Annotated in this window: 17 protein-coding genes and 2 tRNA genes; 12 read left to right on the top strand and 7 right to left on the bottom strand. The window is 53.3% G+C overall.

Going from position 1 to position 15,163, the window contains the following annotated elements; all coding sequences use genetic code 11:
- Positions 1 to 6: 6 nt before the first annotated feature.
- The 11 genes from cbiK to ldtA all read left to right on the top strand — a co-directional run bounded on the left by cbiK (position 7) and on the right by ldtA (position 8,962).
- Positions 7 to 801, top strand: a complete 795-nt coding sequence (gene cbiK / locus OGY09_RS03930) for a sirohydrochlorin cobaltochelatase (RefSeq protein WP_220394806.1) — start codon at positions 7 to 9, stop codon at positions 799 to 801.
- Positions 798 to 1,511 (top strand): cobalt-factor II C(20)-methyltransferase, encoded by a 714-nt coding sequence (locus tag OGY09_RS03925; RefSeq protein ID WP_003834099.1) that lies wholly within the window; start codon positions 798 to 800, stop codon positions 1,509 to 1,511. The genes cbiK and OGY09_RS03925 overlap by 4 nt, the downstream gene beginning before the upstream one ends.
- Positions 1,508 to 2,245 carry a cobalt ECF transporter S component CbiM gene (gene cbiM, locus OGY09_RS03920; protein ID WP_003834098.1) on the top strand — a complete coding sequence of 246 codons (738 nt, stop codon included), beginning with the start codon at positions 1,508 to 1,510 and terminating at the stop codon, positions 2,243 to 2,245. Before OGY09_RS03925 ends, cbiM begins: the two co-directional genes overlap by 4 nt.
- Positions 2,246 to 2,247: 2 nt before the next feature.
- Positions 2,248 to 2,529 carry an energy-coupling factor ABC transporter substrate-binding protein gene (locus tag OGY09_RS03915; RefSeq protein WP_003030289.1) on the top strand — a complete coding sequence of 94 codons (282 nt, stop codon included), beginning with the start codon at positions 2,248 to 2,250 and terminating at the stop codon, positions 2,527 to 2,529.
- Complete coding sequence (locus tag OGY09_RS03910) at positions 2,516 to 3,193, top strand: energy-coupling factor ABC transporter transmembrane protein (protein WP_008785133.1); 678 nt, start codon at positions 2,516 to 2,518, stop codon at positions 3,191 to 3,193. The genes OGY09_RS03915 and OGY09_RS03910 overlap by 14 nt, the downstream gene beginning before the upstream one ends.
- Before the next feature lie 8 nt (positions 3,194 to 3,201).
- On the top strand, positions 3,202 to 4,017 hold the full coding sequence (locus OGY09_RS03905) for an energy-coupling factor ABC transporter ATP-binding protein (RefSeq protein WP_003839037.1): 816 nt from the start codon (positions 3,202 to 3,204) through the stop codon (positions 4,015 to 4,017).
- Positions 4,014 to 5,534, top strand: a complete 1,521-nt coding sequence (locus OGY09_RS03900) for a cobyric acid synthase (RefSeq protein ID WP_008785132.1) — start codon at positions 4,014 to 4,016, stop codon at positions 5,532 to 5,534. The genes OGY09_RS03905 and OGY09_RS03900 overlap by 4 nt, the downstream gene beginning before the upstream one ends.
- The gene (gene cobU, locus OGY09_RS03895) at positions 5,531 to 6,076 is read left to right on the top strand and encodes a bifunctional adenosylcobinamide kinase/adenosylcobinamide-phosphate guanylyltransferase (protein ID WP_008785131.1); all 546 of its coding nucleotides are present in this window, start codon (positions 5,531 to 5,533) and stop codon (positions 6,074 to 6,076) included. The genes OGY09_RS03900 and cobU overlap by 4 nt, the downstream gene beginning before the upstream one ends.
- Positions 6,073 to 6,816, top strand: a complete 744-nt coding sequence (gene cobS, locus OGY09_RS03890; protein WP_003834082.1) for an adenosylcobinamide-GDP ribazoletransferase — start codon at positions 6,073 to 6,075, stop codon at positions 6,814 to 6,816. The genes cobU and cobS overlap by 4 nt, the downstream gene beginning before the upstream one ends.
- Before the next feature lie 24 nt (positions 6,817 to 6,840).
- A complete protein-coding gene (gene cobT, locus OGY09_RS03885) occupies positions 6,841 to 7,905 on the top strand; it encodes a nicotinate-nucleotide--dimethylbenzimidazole phosphoribosyltransferase (protein WP_008785130.1) in 1,065 nt (354 codons plus the stop codon).
- A 127-nt stretch (positions 7,906 to 8,032) separates the two neighbouring features.
- Positions 8,033 to 8,962: a L,D-transpeptidase gene (gene ldtA / locus OGY09_RS03880; RefSeq protein WP_275399209.1), complete on the top strand. Its 930-nt coding sequence runs from the start codon at positions 8,033 to 8,035 to the stop codon at positions 8,960 to 8,962.
- Positions 8,963 to 8,986: 24 nt separating this feature from the next.
- Here the strand turns inward: ldtA and OGY09_RS03875 are convergent, their stop codons facing one another.
- From OGY09_RS03875 to mtfA, 5 genes are all read right to left on the bottom strand, one after another.
- A complete protein-coding gene (locus OGY09_RS03875) occupies positions 8,987 to 9,670 on the bottom strand; it encodes an ABC transporter ATP-binding protein (RefSeq protein ID WP_032669186.1) in 684 nt (227 codons plus the stop codon).
- A gap of 10 nt (positions 9,671 to 9,680) precedes the next feature.
- Positions 9,681 to 11,369 (bottom strand): ABC transporter permease, encoded by a 1,689-nt coding sequence (locus OGY09_RS03870; protein WP_048235115.1) that lies wholly within the window; start codon positions 11,367 to 11,369, stop codon positions 9,681 to 9,683.
- Positions 11,353 to 12,390: an extracellular solute-binding protein gene (locus OGY09_RS03865; protein WP_275399208.1), complete on the bottom strand. Its 1,038-nt coding sequence runs from the start codon at positions 12,388 to 12,390 to the stop codon at positions 11,353 to 11,355. Before OGY09_RS03865 ends, OGY09_RS03870 begins: the two co-directional genes overlap by 17 nt.
- A 260-nt stretch (positions 12,391 to 12,650) precedes the next feature.
- Positions 12,651 to 12,726 (bottom strand) — tRNA-Asn (locus OGY09_RS03860).
- Between the two features lie 132 nt (positions 12,727 to 12,858).
- Positions 12,859 to 13,623 carry a DgsA anti-repressor MtfA gene (mtfA, locus tag OGY09_RS03855; RefSeq protein WP_048235118.1) on the bottom strand — a complete coding sequence of 255 codons (765 nt, stop codon included), beginning with the start codon at positions 13,621 to 13,623 and terminating at the stop codon, positions 12,859 to 12,861.
- A gap of 93 nt (positions 13,624 to 13,716) precedes the next feature.
- On the opposite strand from mtfA, the gene OGY09_RS03850 reads away from it, so the two are divergent.
- Positions 13,717 to 13,806, top strand: a tRNA-Ser gene (locus OGY09_RS03850).
- Positions 13,807 to 13,872: 66 nt separating this feature from the next.
- On the opposite strand, the gene OGY09_RS03845 is transcribed toward OGY09_RS03850, so the two are convergent.
- On the bottom strand, positions 13,873 to 14,916 hold the full coding sequence (locus tag OGY09_RS03845; RefSeq protein WP_286589964.1) for a tyrosine-type recombinase/integrase: 1,044 nt from the start codon (positions 14,914 to 14,916) through the stop codon (positions 13,873 to 13,875).
- Positions 14,891 to 15,133, bottom strand: coding sequence for a DUF4224 domain-containing protein (locus OGY09_RS03840; protein ID WP_071667664.1), 243 nt, complete (start codon positions 15,131 to 15,133; stop codon positions 14,891 to 14,893). Before OGY09_RS03840 ends, OGY09_RS03845 begins: the two co-directional genes overlap by 26 nt.
- Positions 15,134 to 15,163 lie beyond the last annotated feature (30 nt).

The raw sequence follows: 15,163 nt of genomic DNA, 5'->3' as shown, positions 1-15,163 counted from the left end.
TTTGAGATGAAAAAGGCGCTTCTGGTGGTCAGCTTTGGCACCAGCTATCACGACACCTGCGAGAAAAATATCGTGGCCTGTGAGCGCGATCTTGCAGCTAGCTGCCCTGACCGCGACCTGTTCCGGGCGTTTACCTCCGGGATGATAATCCGCAAGCTCAAGCAGCGCGACGGCATTGAAATCGACACGCCGCTGCAGGCGCTGCAAAAACTGGCGGAGCAGGGGTATCAGGATGTGGCTATTCAGTCACTGCACATTATCAATGGCGACGAATACGAAAAAATTGTCCGCGAAGTGCAAAGTATGCGTCCGCTGTTTTCACGCCTGACGCTGGGTGTACCGCTGCTGAGCAGCCATGAAGATTACGCACAGTTGATGCTGGCGTTGCAACAGCAGATGCCGGCGCTTGGCGAAAGTGAAAAAGTGGTCTTTATGGGACACGGTGCCAGCCACCATGCTTTTGCCGCCTATGCCTGTCTCGATCATATGATGACGGCGCAGCGCTTTCCCGCGCGGGTTGGGGCGGTGGAAAGCTATCCGGAAGTGGATGTGCTGATTGAAAGTTTATCTCAGGAAGGGGTGACGGCGGTGCATCTGATGCCGCTGATGTTAGTCGCTGGTGACCATGCCATCAACGATATGGCCTCCGACGAAGATGATTCCTGGAAAACGTTGTTCAATGTAGCAGGGATACCGGCTACGCCGTGGCTTAGTGGTCTGGGTGAGAACCCAGCGGTTCGCGCCATGTTCGTGGCACATTTACAGCAGGCGCTTAATGTGGCGCTGGAGGAAGCAGCATGAGCGGAAAACTGTATGCACTGAGCACCGGGCCAGGTGCTTCCGACTTGATTACCGTGCGTGCCGCACGCACGCTGGGTGCGCTGGATATTCTCTATGCGCCTGCCGGGCGTAAAGGCGGCGACAGTCTGGCATTGTCGATTGTACGTGAGTATATCGGTGAACAGACCGAAGTCCGCTGCTGTCATTTTCCTATGAGTGCCGATAGCGCTGAAAAAGAGGCCGTCTGGGATGAAGTTGCTGCCGCGCTGGTTCAGGAAGTCGAGGCCGGTAAGCAGGTGGGGTTTATCACTCTCGGCGATGCGATGCTGTTCAGCACCTGGGTCTTTTTACTTCAGCGTATTGGTTGTCCTGACTGGCTGGAAATCGTTCCTGGCGTCACGTCTTTCGCCGCGATTGCCGCGCGTTCCAAAACGCCGCTCGCTATGGAGCAACAGTCACTGGCGGTGGTCTCCTGTACCGCGCCGGAAGCGGAAATCCAGCAAGCGTTAAAACAGCATGACAGTCTGGTGTTGATGAAAGTGTACGGTCGTTTTGCACGTATCAAAGCGCTGCTACAACAAGAGGGTTTGTTGGACTGTGCATTAATGATGTCTGAAGCCACGCTGCCAGGTGAACAGTGCTGGCGTCATCTCGATGAGGTGAGCGACGATCAGCCGCTGCCTTATTTCTCGACCATTCTGGTCAATAAACAGTGGGAGTATGCACAATGAAGCTTGAACAACAGCTAAAACAGCTGTCTTTCAGCGGGTTGGCTGCGGCGCTATTACTGATGATTGTTCCTGAACAAGCGTTCGCCATGCACATTATGGAAGGTTTCTTGCCGCCGATGTGGGCGCTGGCCTGGTGGCTGCTGTTTTTACCCTGCCTGTGGTACGGGCTGGTACGTCTGCGTCAAATTGTGCAGGAGGATAACCACCAGAAGGTTTTGCTGGCCCTGTGTGGCGCTTTTATTTTTGTGCTGTCGGCGCTGAAAATTCCTTCCGTTACCGGAAGCTGCTCACATCCTACCGGTGTAGGCCTGGCGGTTATCCTGTTTGGACCGGGCGTGGTAGCCATCCTTGGGGCGATTGTCCTGCTGTTCCAGGCTCTGCTGCTGGCACACGGTGGTTTGACTACGCTCGGCGCGAACGGCATGTCGATGGCGGTAATTGGCCCGGTAGTGGGTTACATGGTGTGGAAAATGGCCTGCCGCGCCGGATTGCGTCGTGATGTCTGCGTCTTCCTGTGTGCAATGCTGGCGGATCTCGTCACCTATTTTGTGACTTCTGTACAGTTGGGCGTTGCGTTCCCGGATCCCTCTGCTGGCGCTACCGGCTCAATCATTAAGTTCATGGGGATTTTCTGCCTGACGCAGATCCCAATTGCGATTGCGGAAGGGTTACTTACCGTGCTGATTTACGATCAGCTAACCAAACGCCAGTTGATAACCGCACAAGGGCATTAACGATGAAAAAGACGCTGATTATATTGGGCATGGTAGTGGCGCTGGTGATCCTGCCGTTCTTTATCAACCACGGTGGGGAGTACGGCGGGTCAGATGGTGAGGCGGAAAGCCAGATTCAGGCTATTGCCCCGCATTACGAGCCCTGGTTCCAGCCGTTGTATGAACCCGCAAGCGGTGAAATTGAAAGTCTGCTGTTTACACTCCAGGGATCGCTGGGCGCAGCCGTGATTTTCTATATCCTGGGTTACACCAAGGGTAGGCAACGCCGTGATGACCGGGCTTGACAGGCTTAGCTATCAAAGCCGTTGGGTTCATGTCTCGCCGGTGCGGAAATTTCTGCTCTGGCTGGTGATGATGATTCTGGCGTTTACTCTGCCCCCATTGGGGCAGGGTATTGAGCTTTTACTTATTGCCGCGCTTAGCTGCTGGCTGCTGCGTATTTCCTTCTGGCGCTGGTGCCGTTGGATGGCATTGCCGTTTGGTTTTCTCACGGTTGGCGTGGTGACCATTTTGTTTAGCATCAGCCGCGATCCACAGACGCTGTTGGCCAGCATACCTGTGGGAAGTTACTGGTTGGGGATCAGTGCACCAGGTGTGGTAACCGCCAATGAAACCTTCTGGCGCAGCCTTGCCGCGCTGGCGGCAACTTTCTGGCTGGTGCTGAATCTGCCGTTTCCGCAATTAATTATCTTACTCAAACGCGCGCATGTTCCTCGCCTGCTAACTGAGCAGATCCTGCTGACCTGGCGGTTTATTTTTATCCTGTTAGACGAGGCGCTGGCTATTCATCGCGCACAAACGCTGCGTTTTGGTTATCGTAGCTTGCCGTTGGGCTACCGCTCTCTGGCAATGCTGGTGGGATTGCTGTTTACCCGCGTGTTGATCCGCTACCAGCAAATGACCACCACACTGGATATCAAACTGTATCAGGGTGATTTTCACCTGTAAGGAAAAGTATGCTTGCCACCTCAGCGCTTTGGTTTCGCTATCAGGATGACCCGATCCTCAAAGGGCTAACGCTGGATTTTTCGACGCATGCCGTCACCGGGCTGGTAGGGGCTAATGGCTGCGGGAAATCCACGCTGTTTATGAACCTGAGTGGCTTATTGCGCCCACAGCAAGGCGCGGTGATGTGGCAGGGCAAACCGCTGGATTACAGCAAGCGCGGCCTGCTGGCGCTGCGTCAACAGGTGGCAACGGTATTTCAGGACCCCGATCAGCAAATCTTTTATACCGATATCGACAGCGATATCGCCTTTAGCCTGCGCAATCTTGGGGTGGATGAAGCTGAAATCGCTCGGCGCGTGGAAGATGCGCTTACGCTGGTCGACGCCCAGCATTTTCGCCATCAGCCCATTCAATGTTTAAGCCACGGGCAAAAAAAACGCGTAGCGATTGCCGGGGCGTTGGTGTTGCAGGCGCAGTATCTGCTGCTGGATGAACCTACTGCGGGCCTTGACCCGTCAGGCCGCACGCAGATGATTGAGATAATCAAACGCATCGTTGCGCAAGGAAACCACGTCGTAATTTCCAGCCATGATATCGATCTTATCTATGAAGTCAGCGATGCGGTGTACGTTTTACGCCGGGGCGAAGTACTCACGCACGGCACGCCAGGCGACGTATTCGCCCGTACGGATCTTATTGAACAAGCGGGATTAACTCAGCCCTGGCTGGTGAAGCTGCATACAGAGTTGGGCTTCCCGCTGTGTAAAACAGAGGCTGAATTTTTTAGCTGTATGCGAGAGAACGCACTGAAGGAGGCGTCATGACGCAGGCAATAATGTTGCAGGGAACGGCATCTGATGTGGGTAAAAGCGTATTGGTCGCCGGGCTGTGTCGTATTTTTTATCAGGATGGACTGCATACCGCGCCGTTCAAATCGCAGAACATGGCGCTGAACTCTGGCATTACGCCAGAGGGAAAAGAAATGGGCCGCGCGCAAATTTTTCAGGCCGAAGCCGCAGGCATTACGCCAGATGTGCGTATGAACCCGGTGTTGCTTAAACCGACCAGCGATCGAAAAGCGCAGGTAGTGCTGATGGGTAAAGTGGCAACCGATATGGACGCGGTGAGTTACCACGAGTACAAGCCACGTCTGCGGGAACAGATCCTGTCAGTTTATAACAGCCTGGCGCAGGAGTTCGATGTGCTGGTGCTGGAGGGAGCGGGGAGCCCGGCAGAGATTAACCTGCGCGATCGCGATATCGTCAATATGGGTATGGCCGAGATGGCGCAGTGCCCTGTCGTTTTGGTGGCGGATATCGATCGTGGCGGGGTGTTCGCCTCCATTTACGGCACGCTGGCGCTGTTGCACGATCACGAACGCGCACGGGTAAAAGGGGTGATCATCAACAAGTTTCGCGGTGATGTGACGCTGCTGCACTCCGGTATCGAGCAAATTGAAGCGCTGACCGGCGTTCCTGTGCTGGGCGTGATGCCATGGCTGGATGTTGATCTGGAAGATGAAGATGGCGTTGCGCTGCAAAAGGGCAAGTATTTGCGCACTGACAAACGCGATATCGACATCGCCGTTGTTCAAATACCGCACATTTCTAACTTTACTGATTTCAATGCGCTTGCTGCGCAGCCGGATGTGCGCGTGCGCTATGTTCGCCAGCCTGAAGAGCTGGCGGGGGCCGATCTAGTGATTTTGCCGGGCAGCAAAAATACCCTTGGCGATCTGGTATGGCTGCGTGAAAGCGGGATGGCGAATGGCGTCGTGCAATTACATCGTAATAACGTACCTGTGGTTGGGATTTGTGGCGGCTATCAAATGCTCGGCGACACCATCATTGATGAAGTAGAGTCGGGCCTCGGTACGCTGCCGGGTCTGGGCTTACTCAATACAGTCACCCATTTTGCCCAGCACAAAACCACGACCCTGGTTGAGGGACAAATGTCTTCATCGCTGCCTGACTGGCTGGCGGGCACGGCGGGGTTATCCGTTCGCGGTTATGAAATTCATATGGGCGAAACAGCATTAACCGATGAATGCCAGTCGGTGATGACGTTGCACAAAGACGGCGGCAGCGTTGCTGACGGCGCGGTCACTCCGGATGGTCTGGCGTTCGGCACCTATCTTCACGGTCTTTTCGACAGCGATGATTTCACCCGAGCCTTGGTCAATGGCCTGCGAGAACGTAAAGGGTTAGCTCCGCTGGATTCCACCTTCCATTACGCGCAATATAAATCGCAGCAGTTTGATCTGCTGGCGGATGCGATGCGGCAACACATCGATATTGAAAAAATTTATACCATCATGCAGCAACACCGGGAGCCAGTATGATGATTCTGGTTACTGGCGGCGCGCGAAGCGGTAAGAGTCGGCATGCGGAAGCGCTGATCGCTGATTCCCCAAACGTTTTGTATATTGCGACTTCGCAGATTTTTGATGAGGAGATGGCTGCGCGAATTCAGCATCATCGCGATGGGCGTCCTGCGCACTGGCGGACAGCCGAACGTTGGCAACATCTTGATGAACTGATCACGACAGCGAACGATCCTCAGGAAGCTATTCTGCTGGAATGCATCACCACGATGGTGACCAACTTGCTGTTTGCGCTGGGCGGTGAAAGCGATCCGGACAGCTGGGATTACGCGGCGATGGAGCAGTCTATCGAAGGTGAAATCCGTTCGCTAATCGCAGCCTGTCAGCGCTGCCCGGCAAAGATCGTGTTGGTCACTAACGAAGTGGGAATGGGGATTGTGCCGGAGAACCGTCTGGCGCGGCATTTTCGTGATATTGCAGGACGCGTGAACCAGCGACTGGCGGCGGCAGCTGATGAGGTCTGGCTGGTGGTATCAGGAATTGGAGTCAAAATTAAATGAGTAAGTTGTTCTGGGCAATGCTCTCTTTTATCAGTCGCTTGCCCGTTCCTGCTCGCTGGTCGCAAGGACTGGATTTCGAGCACTATTCCCGCGGTATTGTAATGTTTCCCCTGATTGGCGTCGTGTTGGGAGGGCTGACGGGGCTGGTCTTTATGGCGCTCCAGCCCTGGTGCGGTATTCCGTTGGCGGCCCTTTTTGCGGTGCTGACACTGGCATTGCTGACCGGGGGATTTCATCTGGATGGTCTGGCGGATACCTGTGACGGCATTTTTTCGGCGCGCCGACGCGAGCGGATGCTGGAAATCATGCGCGACAGTCGTCTGGGCACCCACGGTGGACTGGCGTTAATTTTCGTTTTACTGGCGAAGGTACTGGTGGTGAGTGAACTGGCTTTGCGTGGCACGCCAATGCTGGCCGCGCTGGCAGCGGCATGTGTTGCCGGGCGAGGAACGGCGGTGTTGCTGATGTATCGGCATCGCTATGCCCGCGAAGAAGGGCTGGGCAACGTTTTTATTGGCAAAGTCACCGGGCGTCAAACCTGCGTTACGTTGGGATTAGCGGCGATCCTTGCCGCCGTGCTACTTCCTGGCATGCGCGGCGTGGCAGCGCTGGTTGTCACAATAGTGGCGATTTTTATTCTTGGGCAGTTATTAAAACGCACGTTGGGTGGGCAAACCGGCGATACGCTGGGCGCTGCCATTGAACTTGGCGAGTTGATTTTCTTGCTGGCTCTGCTCTGAGTCAGCCCACATACTGGAACCCTTATGCAGACTTTAACCTCTTTACTCCGCACGATCCCATCACCCGACAGTGCCGCGATGCTGCGTGCACAGCAGCATATTGACGGCTTGCTTAAGCCGCCGGGAAGTTTAGGGCGACTCGAATCTCTCGCCGTACAATTGGCCGGGATGCCTGGCCTGAAGGGTGTGCCGCATGTGAATGGCAAAGCGATGCTGGTGATGTGCGCCGATCACGGCGTGTGGGATGAAGGGGTTGCCGTTTCGCCTAAAGTTGTTACGGCTATTCAGGCTGCCAATATGACGCGTGGAACGACCGGCGTCTGCGTCCTGGCCGCTCAGGCGGGGGCGAAGGTTCATGTGATAGATGTTGGGATTGATGCTGAACCTATTCCCGGTGTGGTGAATATGCGTGTGGCACGCGGCTGCGGCAATATAGCCGAAGGTCCGGCAATGAGCCGTTCGCAGGCAGAAGAGCTGTTGCTGGAAGTCATCCGCTATACCCATGAACTGGCAAAAGACGGTGTAACGCTGTTTGGCGTCGGGGAGCTTGGTATGGCAAATACCACACCTGCGGCGGCCATTGTCAGCGTGCTGACCGGCAGTGATGCTGAGGAAGTCGTGGGTATTGGCGCTAACCTTCCTCTTTCCCGGGTGGGGAATAAGGTAGACGTTGTGCGCCGGGCAATTGCCGTCAATCAACCGGATCGCCATGACGGTGTCGATGTGCTGGCTAAGGTTGGCGGGTTTGATCTTGTCGGTATGGCGGGGGTGATGCTTGGGGCGGCCTCCTGTGGTCTGCCTGTGGTGCTGGACGGTTTTCTTTCGTATTCTGCTGCGTTGGCGGCCAGCCAGATTGCACCGCAGATTAAACCCTACTTAATTCCGTCACACTTCTCCGCTGAGAAGGGCGCACGCACCGCGCTGGCGCATCTTGAATTGGATCCTTATCTGAATATGGGGATGCGTTTAGGCGAAGGTAGCGGGGCCGCGTTGGCGATGCCGATTATTGAAGCTGCCTGTGCGATGTACAAAAATATGGGGCAGCTCGCCGCCAGTAACATCGTGCTTCCAGATGGTAAGGAAGCGTAGTTACCGCTCAACCTGAACCTCGCCTGATGGCGAGGTTTTTTTATGCGCAAATATGTCGTAAGCCACTAAAACAGATAATAAAAGCTATACTTTACGGATATCTGTTGCGACGAAGGAAAGGAAAAAGATGCGTCGTGTAAAACTGCTTTGTTCACTCATTATGCTGCTTGCGAGTCAGGGCGCGCAGGCGGTGAGTTATCCGCTGCCGCCAGAGGGGAGTCGCCTGGTGGGTAGCCCATTGACTATCACGGTTCCACCAGGAAACACCAAGCCGCTGGAGGCATTTGCCGCTCAGTACGGACAGGGGTTGAGCAATATGCTTGAAGCCAATCCGGGCGTCGATGTTTTTCTGCCTAAATCGGGTTCAACGCTGGTTGTGCCGCAGCAACTGATACTTCCGGATACCGTGCGCGAGGGGATTGTCATCAACGTCGCCGAGATGCGGCTTTACTATTATCCTGCTGGCAGCAATACGGTTGAGGTTTTACCCATTGGCATTGGTCAGGCGGGTAGAGAAACGCCGCGTAACTGGGTGACGGCGGTCGAACGTAAGCAGGAAGCACCAAGCTGGACGCCGACGCCAAATACCCGACGTGAATACGCCGCTCGCGGGGAAAGCTTGCCGGCTTTTGTTCCTGCCGGACCAGAAAATCCGATGGGCCTGTATGCAATTTATATTGGCAGGCTTTATGCCATTCACGGGACAAATGCCAATTTCGGTATTGGTCTGCGGGTAAGCCAGGGGTGCATCCGTTTGCGGAATGATGACATCAAGTACCTGTTTGATACGGTGCCTGTAGGGACGCGTGTACAATTAATTGACCGACCGGTGAAATACAGCGAAGAGCCGGACGGTAGTCGCTGGGTGGAAGTACATGAGCCGCTGTCACGAAACCGTTCGGAATACGAGTCTGACAGAAAGGTGCCTTTGCCAGTCACTCCCGCTTTGCGCACCTTTATCAGCGGGCATGACGTGGATGTGAGCCGCGGGAGCCAGGCGCTGGAAAGACGTTCCGGTATGCCGGTGAACATCAGCCTGGTACAGAAGCATTATTAATTTTCAGGGCGACCCTGTTTACCTTCAGGTCGGATGGGTCGCTTTTTTAATTTGATACTGCCCCATTTTTACCACGCCAATATGGTCAGCCATTAGCTGGGCTTCGTGTTCACTGTGGGTAACCAACAGCGCCGTTTGCCCGGCGGCGCGCAAAATATCCCGTACCTCGTTGCCAAGACGCTCACGCGTGCGCTTATCCAGGCTGGAGAAGGGTTCATCGAGCAACAGGATTTCCGGATGTGGCGCCAACGCGCGCGCAAGGGCGATACGCTGTTGTTGCCCGCCGGAAAGCTCATGCGGATAGCGGTTGGCATGGCTGTGTAACTCCACCATTTTCAACAACTCAGTCACTCTGGCCTGTTGTTCCTCACGCGGCATGCGACGCAATCCAAAGGCCACATTTTGCTGCGCGGTCAGATGGGGGAATAACGCATATTCCTGGAAGACCATGCCGACATGACGTTTTTCCGGTGGCAGATGAACGCCGGGACCGGCAACACGTCGCTGTGACACATAGATCTCTCCGTTTTGCAGGCGTTCAAATCCGGCAACTGCGCGTAGCACCGTGGTTTTTCCGCAGCCTGAAGCGCCCAGCAGACAGGCAATTTCACCTTTACGTACCGACATTGAAAATCCGCTCAGTACCGATTGCTGGCTGTTGCCATAAGCAACGTGTACATCCTGGAGTCGTAATGCAATTTCTGACATTGTTGCTCTCTTAACCACGGCGAGTCATTTGGTGACGCACCAACAAAATAACCGGTAGCGTGCCAGCTAAAACAATCATTAGCGCGGCGATAGCACCTTCTTCATAGGTTCCACGGGCGGCTTCCGCATACAGCAACGTTGCCAGCGTTTCAAAATTGACCGGGCGCAAAAGCAACGTTGTTGGCAGCTCTTTCATGGCATCAGCAAAAACCAGCAGGGCACTGCTGACTAACGCCGGGCGCAGCAGGGGAAAATGGACTCGTGCAAACGTCCCCGCACCATTCTCACCCAACAGACGAGACGCCTGTTCCAGCGAAGGTGGAATGCGGCCCAGACCAGAATCCAGTGCGCCAATGGCAATCGCCTGGAATCGCATGGCACAACAAATTACCAGCAGGATCCCGGCGGACATCAGCGGCAGGCCGCGAACATCCAGTAAATCTGCCAGCCAGCGGTCGACAGCCATGGCGGGGGGTAAAAAGCCAATCGCCAGAATTGTGCCGGGAACCGCATAGCCTAAAGAGGCCAGACGCATCACGCCGCGACGAAATCCCGGCATGGCGTTGTCTGCGGCGCTATGACGCGCGCTCCAGGCCACCAGCATACTGACGCAAACCACCACTAGCGTAGTTCCCGCTGCCAGCGATAGCGTATTTTGCAATGCTGACAGTAACGAAGAGGAAAGGGGGTTCTCATCACCTATACGTTTGGCGCTTTCCCACATTAAAAACAGTACCGGAGCCAGAAAACCCAGCACAACCGGCAGTGAAATAACGCCACCGAGCAGCCAACCACGCCAGCCCTGCACGCGCGTAGGTTGAATTTCCCGCAGGCTGCGGCTGCTGAATCCTTGTTTTCTGCGACCATAAAATTCCAGCGTCAGAATCAGGAATATAAACATCAGCATCATGCAGGCAATTTGTGCCGCGGCAGATAAATCAGAACGCGAGATCCATGTGGTGTATACGGTAACGGTTAACGTCTGTACCCCGAGAAACTCCGATGCGCCAATATCGTTGAGCGTTTCCAGCAGTGCCAGGCTGATCCCAACGGCCAGTGCCGGACGTGCCATGGGCAAAGCAACTCGAAAAAAGGTTCCGGTTGCGCTGCATCCCAGCGTGCGTGCGGCTTCCAGTAAATGAGCCGGTTGGCTAATAAACATGGCGCGGGTTGTCAGATACACGTATGGGTATAGCACTAATCCGAGCAGGATGATTGCGCCGGAAAGTGAGCGTAAATCAGGCAGTCGGAACTGTCTTGGGCTGTCAAAACCCAATAAAAAACGGATAAACGTTTGCAGAGGGCCAATCGGATGCAGCAGATCGAGCCACGCAAAGGCCACAATGTAGGTCGGCATCGCCAGCGGCAACAGTAACGCCCAGCTAAGAATTTTACGTCCAGGAAAATCCCATGCCGTTACCGCCCATGCGCTGCCTACGCCAATCACGCCGACCATCACCGCGACACCGGCTAATAACAGCACGGTATTTTTTAGTGCGGCAGGCAGTACATACGTCAGGAGATTATCCCAGTGAGATAAATCGGCCTGGGTAGCCTGCCAAATCAGCGCAATGATCGGTGTCAGAACGCCAAGCGCTACGCACAGCGCGCCAAGATGTAGCGGCGTTAATAATGACTGCGGCCCGGAAACCAGGCCGCGTAACGTCGGAAACTGCAGAGGTTTATTGATCGAATCCAACTTTATCTACCAGCAGACTAGCTTGTTTACGATATTTAACGATTTCGGTTAACGGCGTTTTATCGACGTCGATTTCACCAATGGTTGCGCTAATAACCGGATCAAGCGTCACGCCTTTCAGTACCGGGTATTCGAAGTTCGCTTTTGCATACTGCTGCTGGGCAGGTGCGGAAACCAGATATTCCATCAGCTTAACGGCATCGGCTTTATTTGGTGCATAGCGGGCTACAGCTGCGCCACTGATATTGACGTGTGTACCGCCATTTTCAAAGGTGGGTTTAACGACTTTAATCGCATCGCCCCACTGACGTGCATCACTGCCTTCTTTGGCGTTTTTCATATGGCCGACGTAATAGGAGTTGGCGAGACCAATATCGCAAATGCCACCGAGAATATCGCGAGCTACATCGCGGTCGCCACCGGTAGCTTTACGCGCCAGGTTAGCTTTCACACCGCGCAGCCATTCTTCGGTCTTTGCTTCACCGTGATGAGCAATCATTGCGGCGATCAGCGCTGTGTTATACGGGTGCTGTCCGGAACGAATACAAACTTTACCTTTGTACTCAGGGCTGGCGAGTTGTTCGTAATGCCAGTTATCGATTGGCAGTGACTTCTCGGCATACAGCACGCGGGCACGCATCGACAGCGCAAACCACTGATTATCTGCGCCGCGCAGATTAGCCGGAATAGCGGTTTTCAGTGCTTCTGACTCTACTGGCTGAGTTACACCCGCTTCCACTAAATCAATGAGGTTACCGGCATCGACGGTCATCAGCAGGTCGGCAGGTGAATTTTTACCTTCAGCTTTAACGCGCTCAAGCATACCGTCCTTGATATAGACCGTACTGACTTTGATGCCGCTGGTTTTGGTCCAGCTATCAAGCAAAGGCTGGATCAGACCCGGTTCACGGGTGGTATAGAGCGTTAACGTATCCTGAGCGAAAGCCGGTAGGCTAACAGAGAAGACCAGGGCAGAGGCAAGGGTGATACGGTGCAGTCCGGCGCGAGGCAGAGAATTCATCGTTTATATCCCAGAGTAATTGGAACGTACAGTGAACCGAGCGGGGGGCTCGTTCCTTTGGCTCGCGTACAATAAATGATAATCACTAGCACTTACAATAATTGCAAAGTTTAAACGATTTACATTTACATAACTTTAATCAACGTTGTGATGCGGCATGTAACAGCGGTGCAGAGCAGGCAGGGGGCTTATGAGAGGGATTTTATAGCGACCTGAAAAGCAAAAAGCCTGCTTAGTTTCCTAAGCAGGCTTCTTAAATATGGCTCCTCTGACTGGACTCGAACCAGTGACATACGGATTAACAGTCCGCCGTTCTACCGACTGAACTACAGAGGAATCGTGTGAACGAGGCGCATATTACTGACCTCACCATGAGGTGTCAACAGTAAAATTAGCGCGTCATTTCAATTGGTTAATTAATCTTCAAATTCAGCGTTAATGCACATTTGGTGAGCGACAATGGCCACCTTAGCGGGTATCGCGTAACCGCTCCATGGGGTTCTGGCGGTAAAACTGAATGAAACGTTGCCATAATGCCGGAAAACGTGGTGCAAATAATTCAGGGGCACTGAAGAAATACTCCGATAGAACGGCAAAGCATTCGGCAGGATCGGTCGCTGCGTAGGCATCTATACTGCACGCGGTTTCACCGACCAGATCAATTTCATCCTGAATGTTATTCATTGCGGCATGCAGGTCGTGCTCCCAACTGGCAATATCTCGCAGAGGGATCGCCGGAATACCGCTGGCGCGGTCGCCATTACGCATATCAAGCTTATGTGCCACTTCATGGATGATCAGGTTGAAGCCGGAGGCATCAAAAGAATCCTGAATGTCGAGCCAGTTGAGGATTATCGGACCTTGCTGCCAGCTCTGCCCGGACTGTACAACACGTTGATTATGTACCAGCCCAATATCGTCTTCCCATTCATCGTCCACGACAAACGGGGCAGGGTAGATGAGAACTTCATGAAACCCGTCGAGCCACTCGATCCCCAATTCCAGAACAGGCAAACAGAAAAGCAGCGCAATGCGCGAACTTTTTAGTGGATCAAGTTCAAACCCCTGAAGCGCTACCAATCTTTTTTGCTGTAAAAAGCGCTCGGCCAGGGCGATAAGCCTGGCTTGTTCTTGCTCGGTGAGATTCACCAGAAGAGGAATAGCCAGGGCGTCGTCCCACGGCCAGTCGTCACTCCGGGTTGTTTCTTGCTCTTTCCAGGGCCACTTAATCATCGTTTTGCTCGCAAACTCGTCACTTGAACGAAATTGACGGAACGGGGTCTGTTAAAATGCCAAATTACCTGGCATCATGGCAACCGCCAAAACGGAGAGATGCCAGAGCGGCTGAATGGACCGGTCTCGAAAACCGGAGTAGGGGCAACTCTACCGGGGGTTCAAATCCCCCTCTCTCCGCCACTATTCAAACACTTAGCTCAATTCCTTTCAACGACTCATGTCACACTTGGTATAGTGTTGGTATATTCACTTGGTATAAAACTCGCCATCATCATCTTCTGATTTGCCCAAGACTGGAAGATCCAATGTGGGAGAAATTTTCACTTTTCTGTCATAAACCACAACCTGGCTTTCAGTTTTGTGACCTGAGAATAGTTGTTTGTCCTTACTCGAGCCTTCGTAATCAGATATTCCCTTGGCTTTGAGATCATGAAATGTACACGGCAGTTTTCTATCTAGTTTTTTTCCTGCTGCTTCTCTTGCGGTTTCCCACAGATCGTTAAACCCACTTTTCAAGTATTTAGTTTTTTTGCTGCTACAGATAACCGTTTCCCGCCCACCCAGAGTTTTTGCAAGTTCGATGGCGTTATGAAGCCGTTCAGTCCAGACTTTTATTTGTTTAGTCCCGGTCTTTCCCTGTTGGATAAAAATGCCTTCCTCGCTTACTTGCGACCATTTGAGAGAAAGAACATCCGAAACGCGAGCCGCACATAAGTAAGATATCTCCATGCCAACACGGAGAGCTGGTGCCGCCTCTTCATAAATTGCCTGATATTCTTCGTCTGTCACGTACACGTCACGGGCTTTTAAAGAGAACTTGCGTACTCCTTTGCACGGATTTCCTTTCACATACCCTCGTTCATATCCCCATGATAAAACACGCGACATCCCGCCGAGTTCTTGGTTTGCCTGGTTAATACTGCGTTGGCCACGTTTATCCATATAGATCCTGACCATCTCAATTTTTATGTCATCTGCTCGCATATTCCCGAACACTGGAACCAGGTTTTTTTCATACGACCTGTAATCAGTCTGCGTTCGTGGAGCCAGTTCAGCAAAAGCTGGGCTGCTGGTGAATAACTTCCATAATTTAGAAAATGTCATTACGTCTGAGCGCTTGGCTTTTTCTTCCTCATAACGCGCCCATAGCCGGGACATACTCGTCCCGGTAATAGGTGCAAGAGTTACGCTTTGTTTTGTTCCTTTTGGCTTCCACACATAGCTATAACGGTTTTTAGTTACGCGTGGCGGGAGGTGCTTGTCTTTAGGATCTTTTCTTGGTCTGCCCATTGATTGCGTCGTAATTTGGCTCAAGTGCAACATATTCATCGACCTTAGGTAATTCAGAAACTCCGGGATCAATACTTCTGCGCAATACAATTGGGCGGTTCCGCCCATCAGTGGTGAACGGTATGCCGTGACACCGCAGCTGTCGCTGCTGGTGGGTGTAGCGCTGATAGCCAGTAATTTCTGCAATTTCCTGAGGAGACAGTGTAAGTTCGTGCATAGCTCATCTCTCTGATGGCCTGCCTGTAGA

It is taken from the genome of Citrobacter sp. Cpo071 (assembly GCF_030332765.1).
Taxonomy (GTDB): domain Bacteria; phylum Pseudomonadota; class Gammaproteobacteria; order Enterobacterales; family Enterobacteriaceae; genus Citrobacter; species Citrobacter portucalensis.
This window is presented reverse-complemented; position numbering and strand designations above follow the sequence as displayed.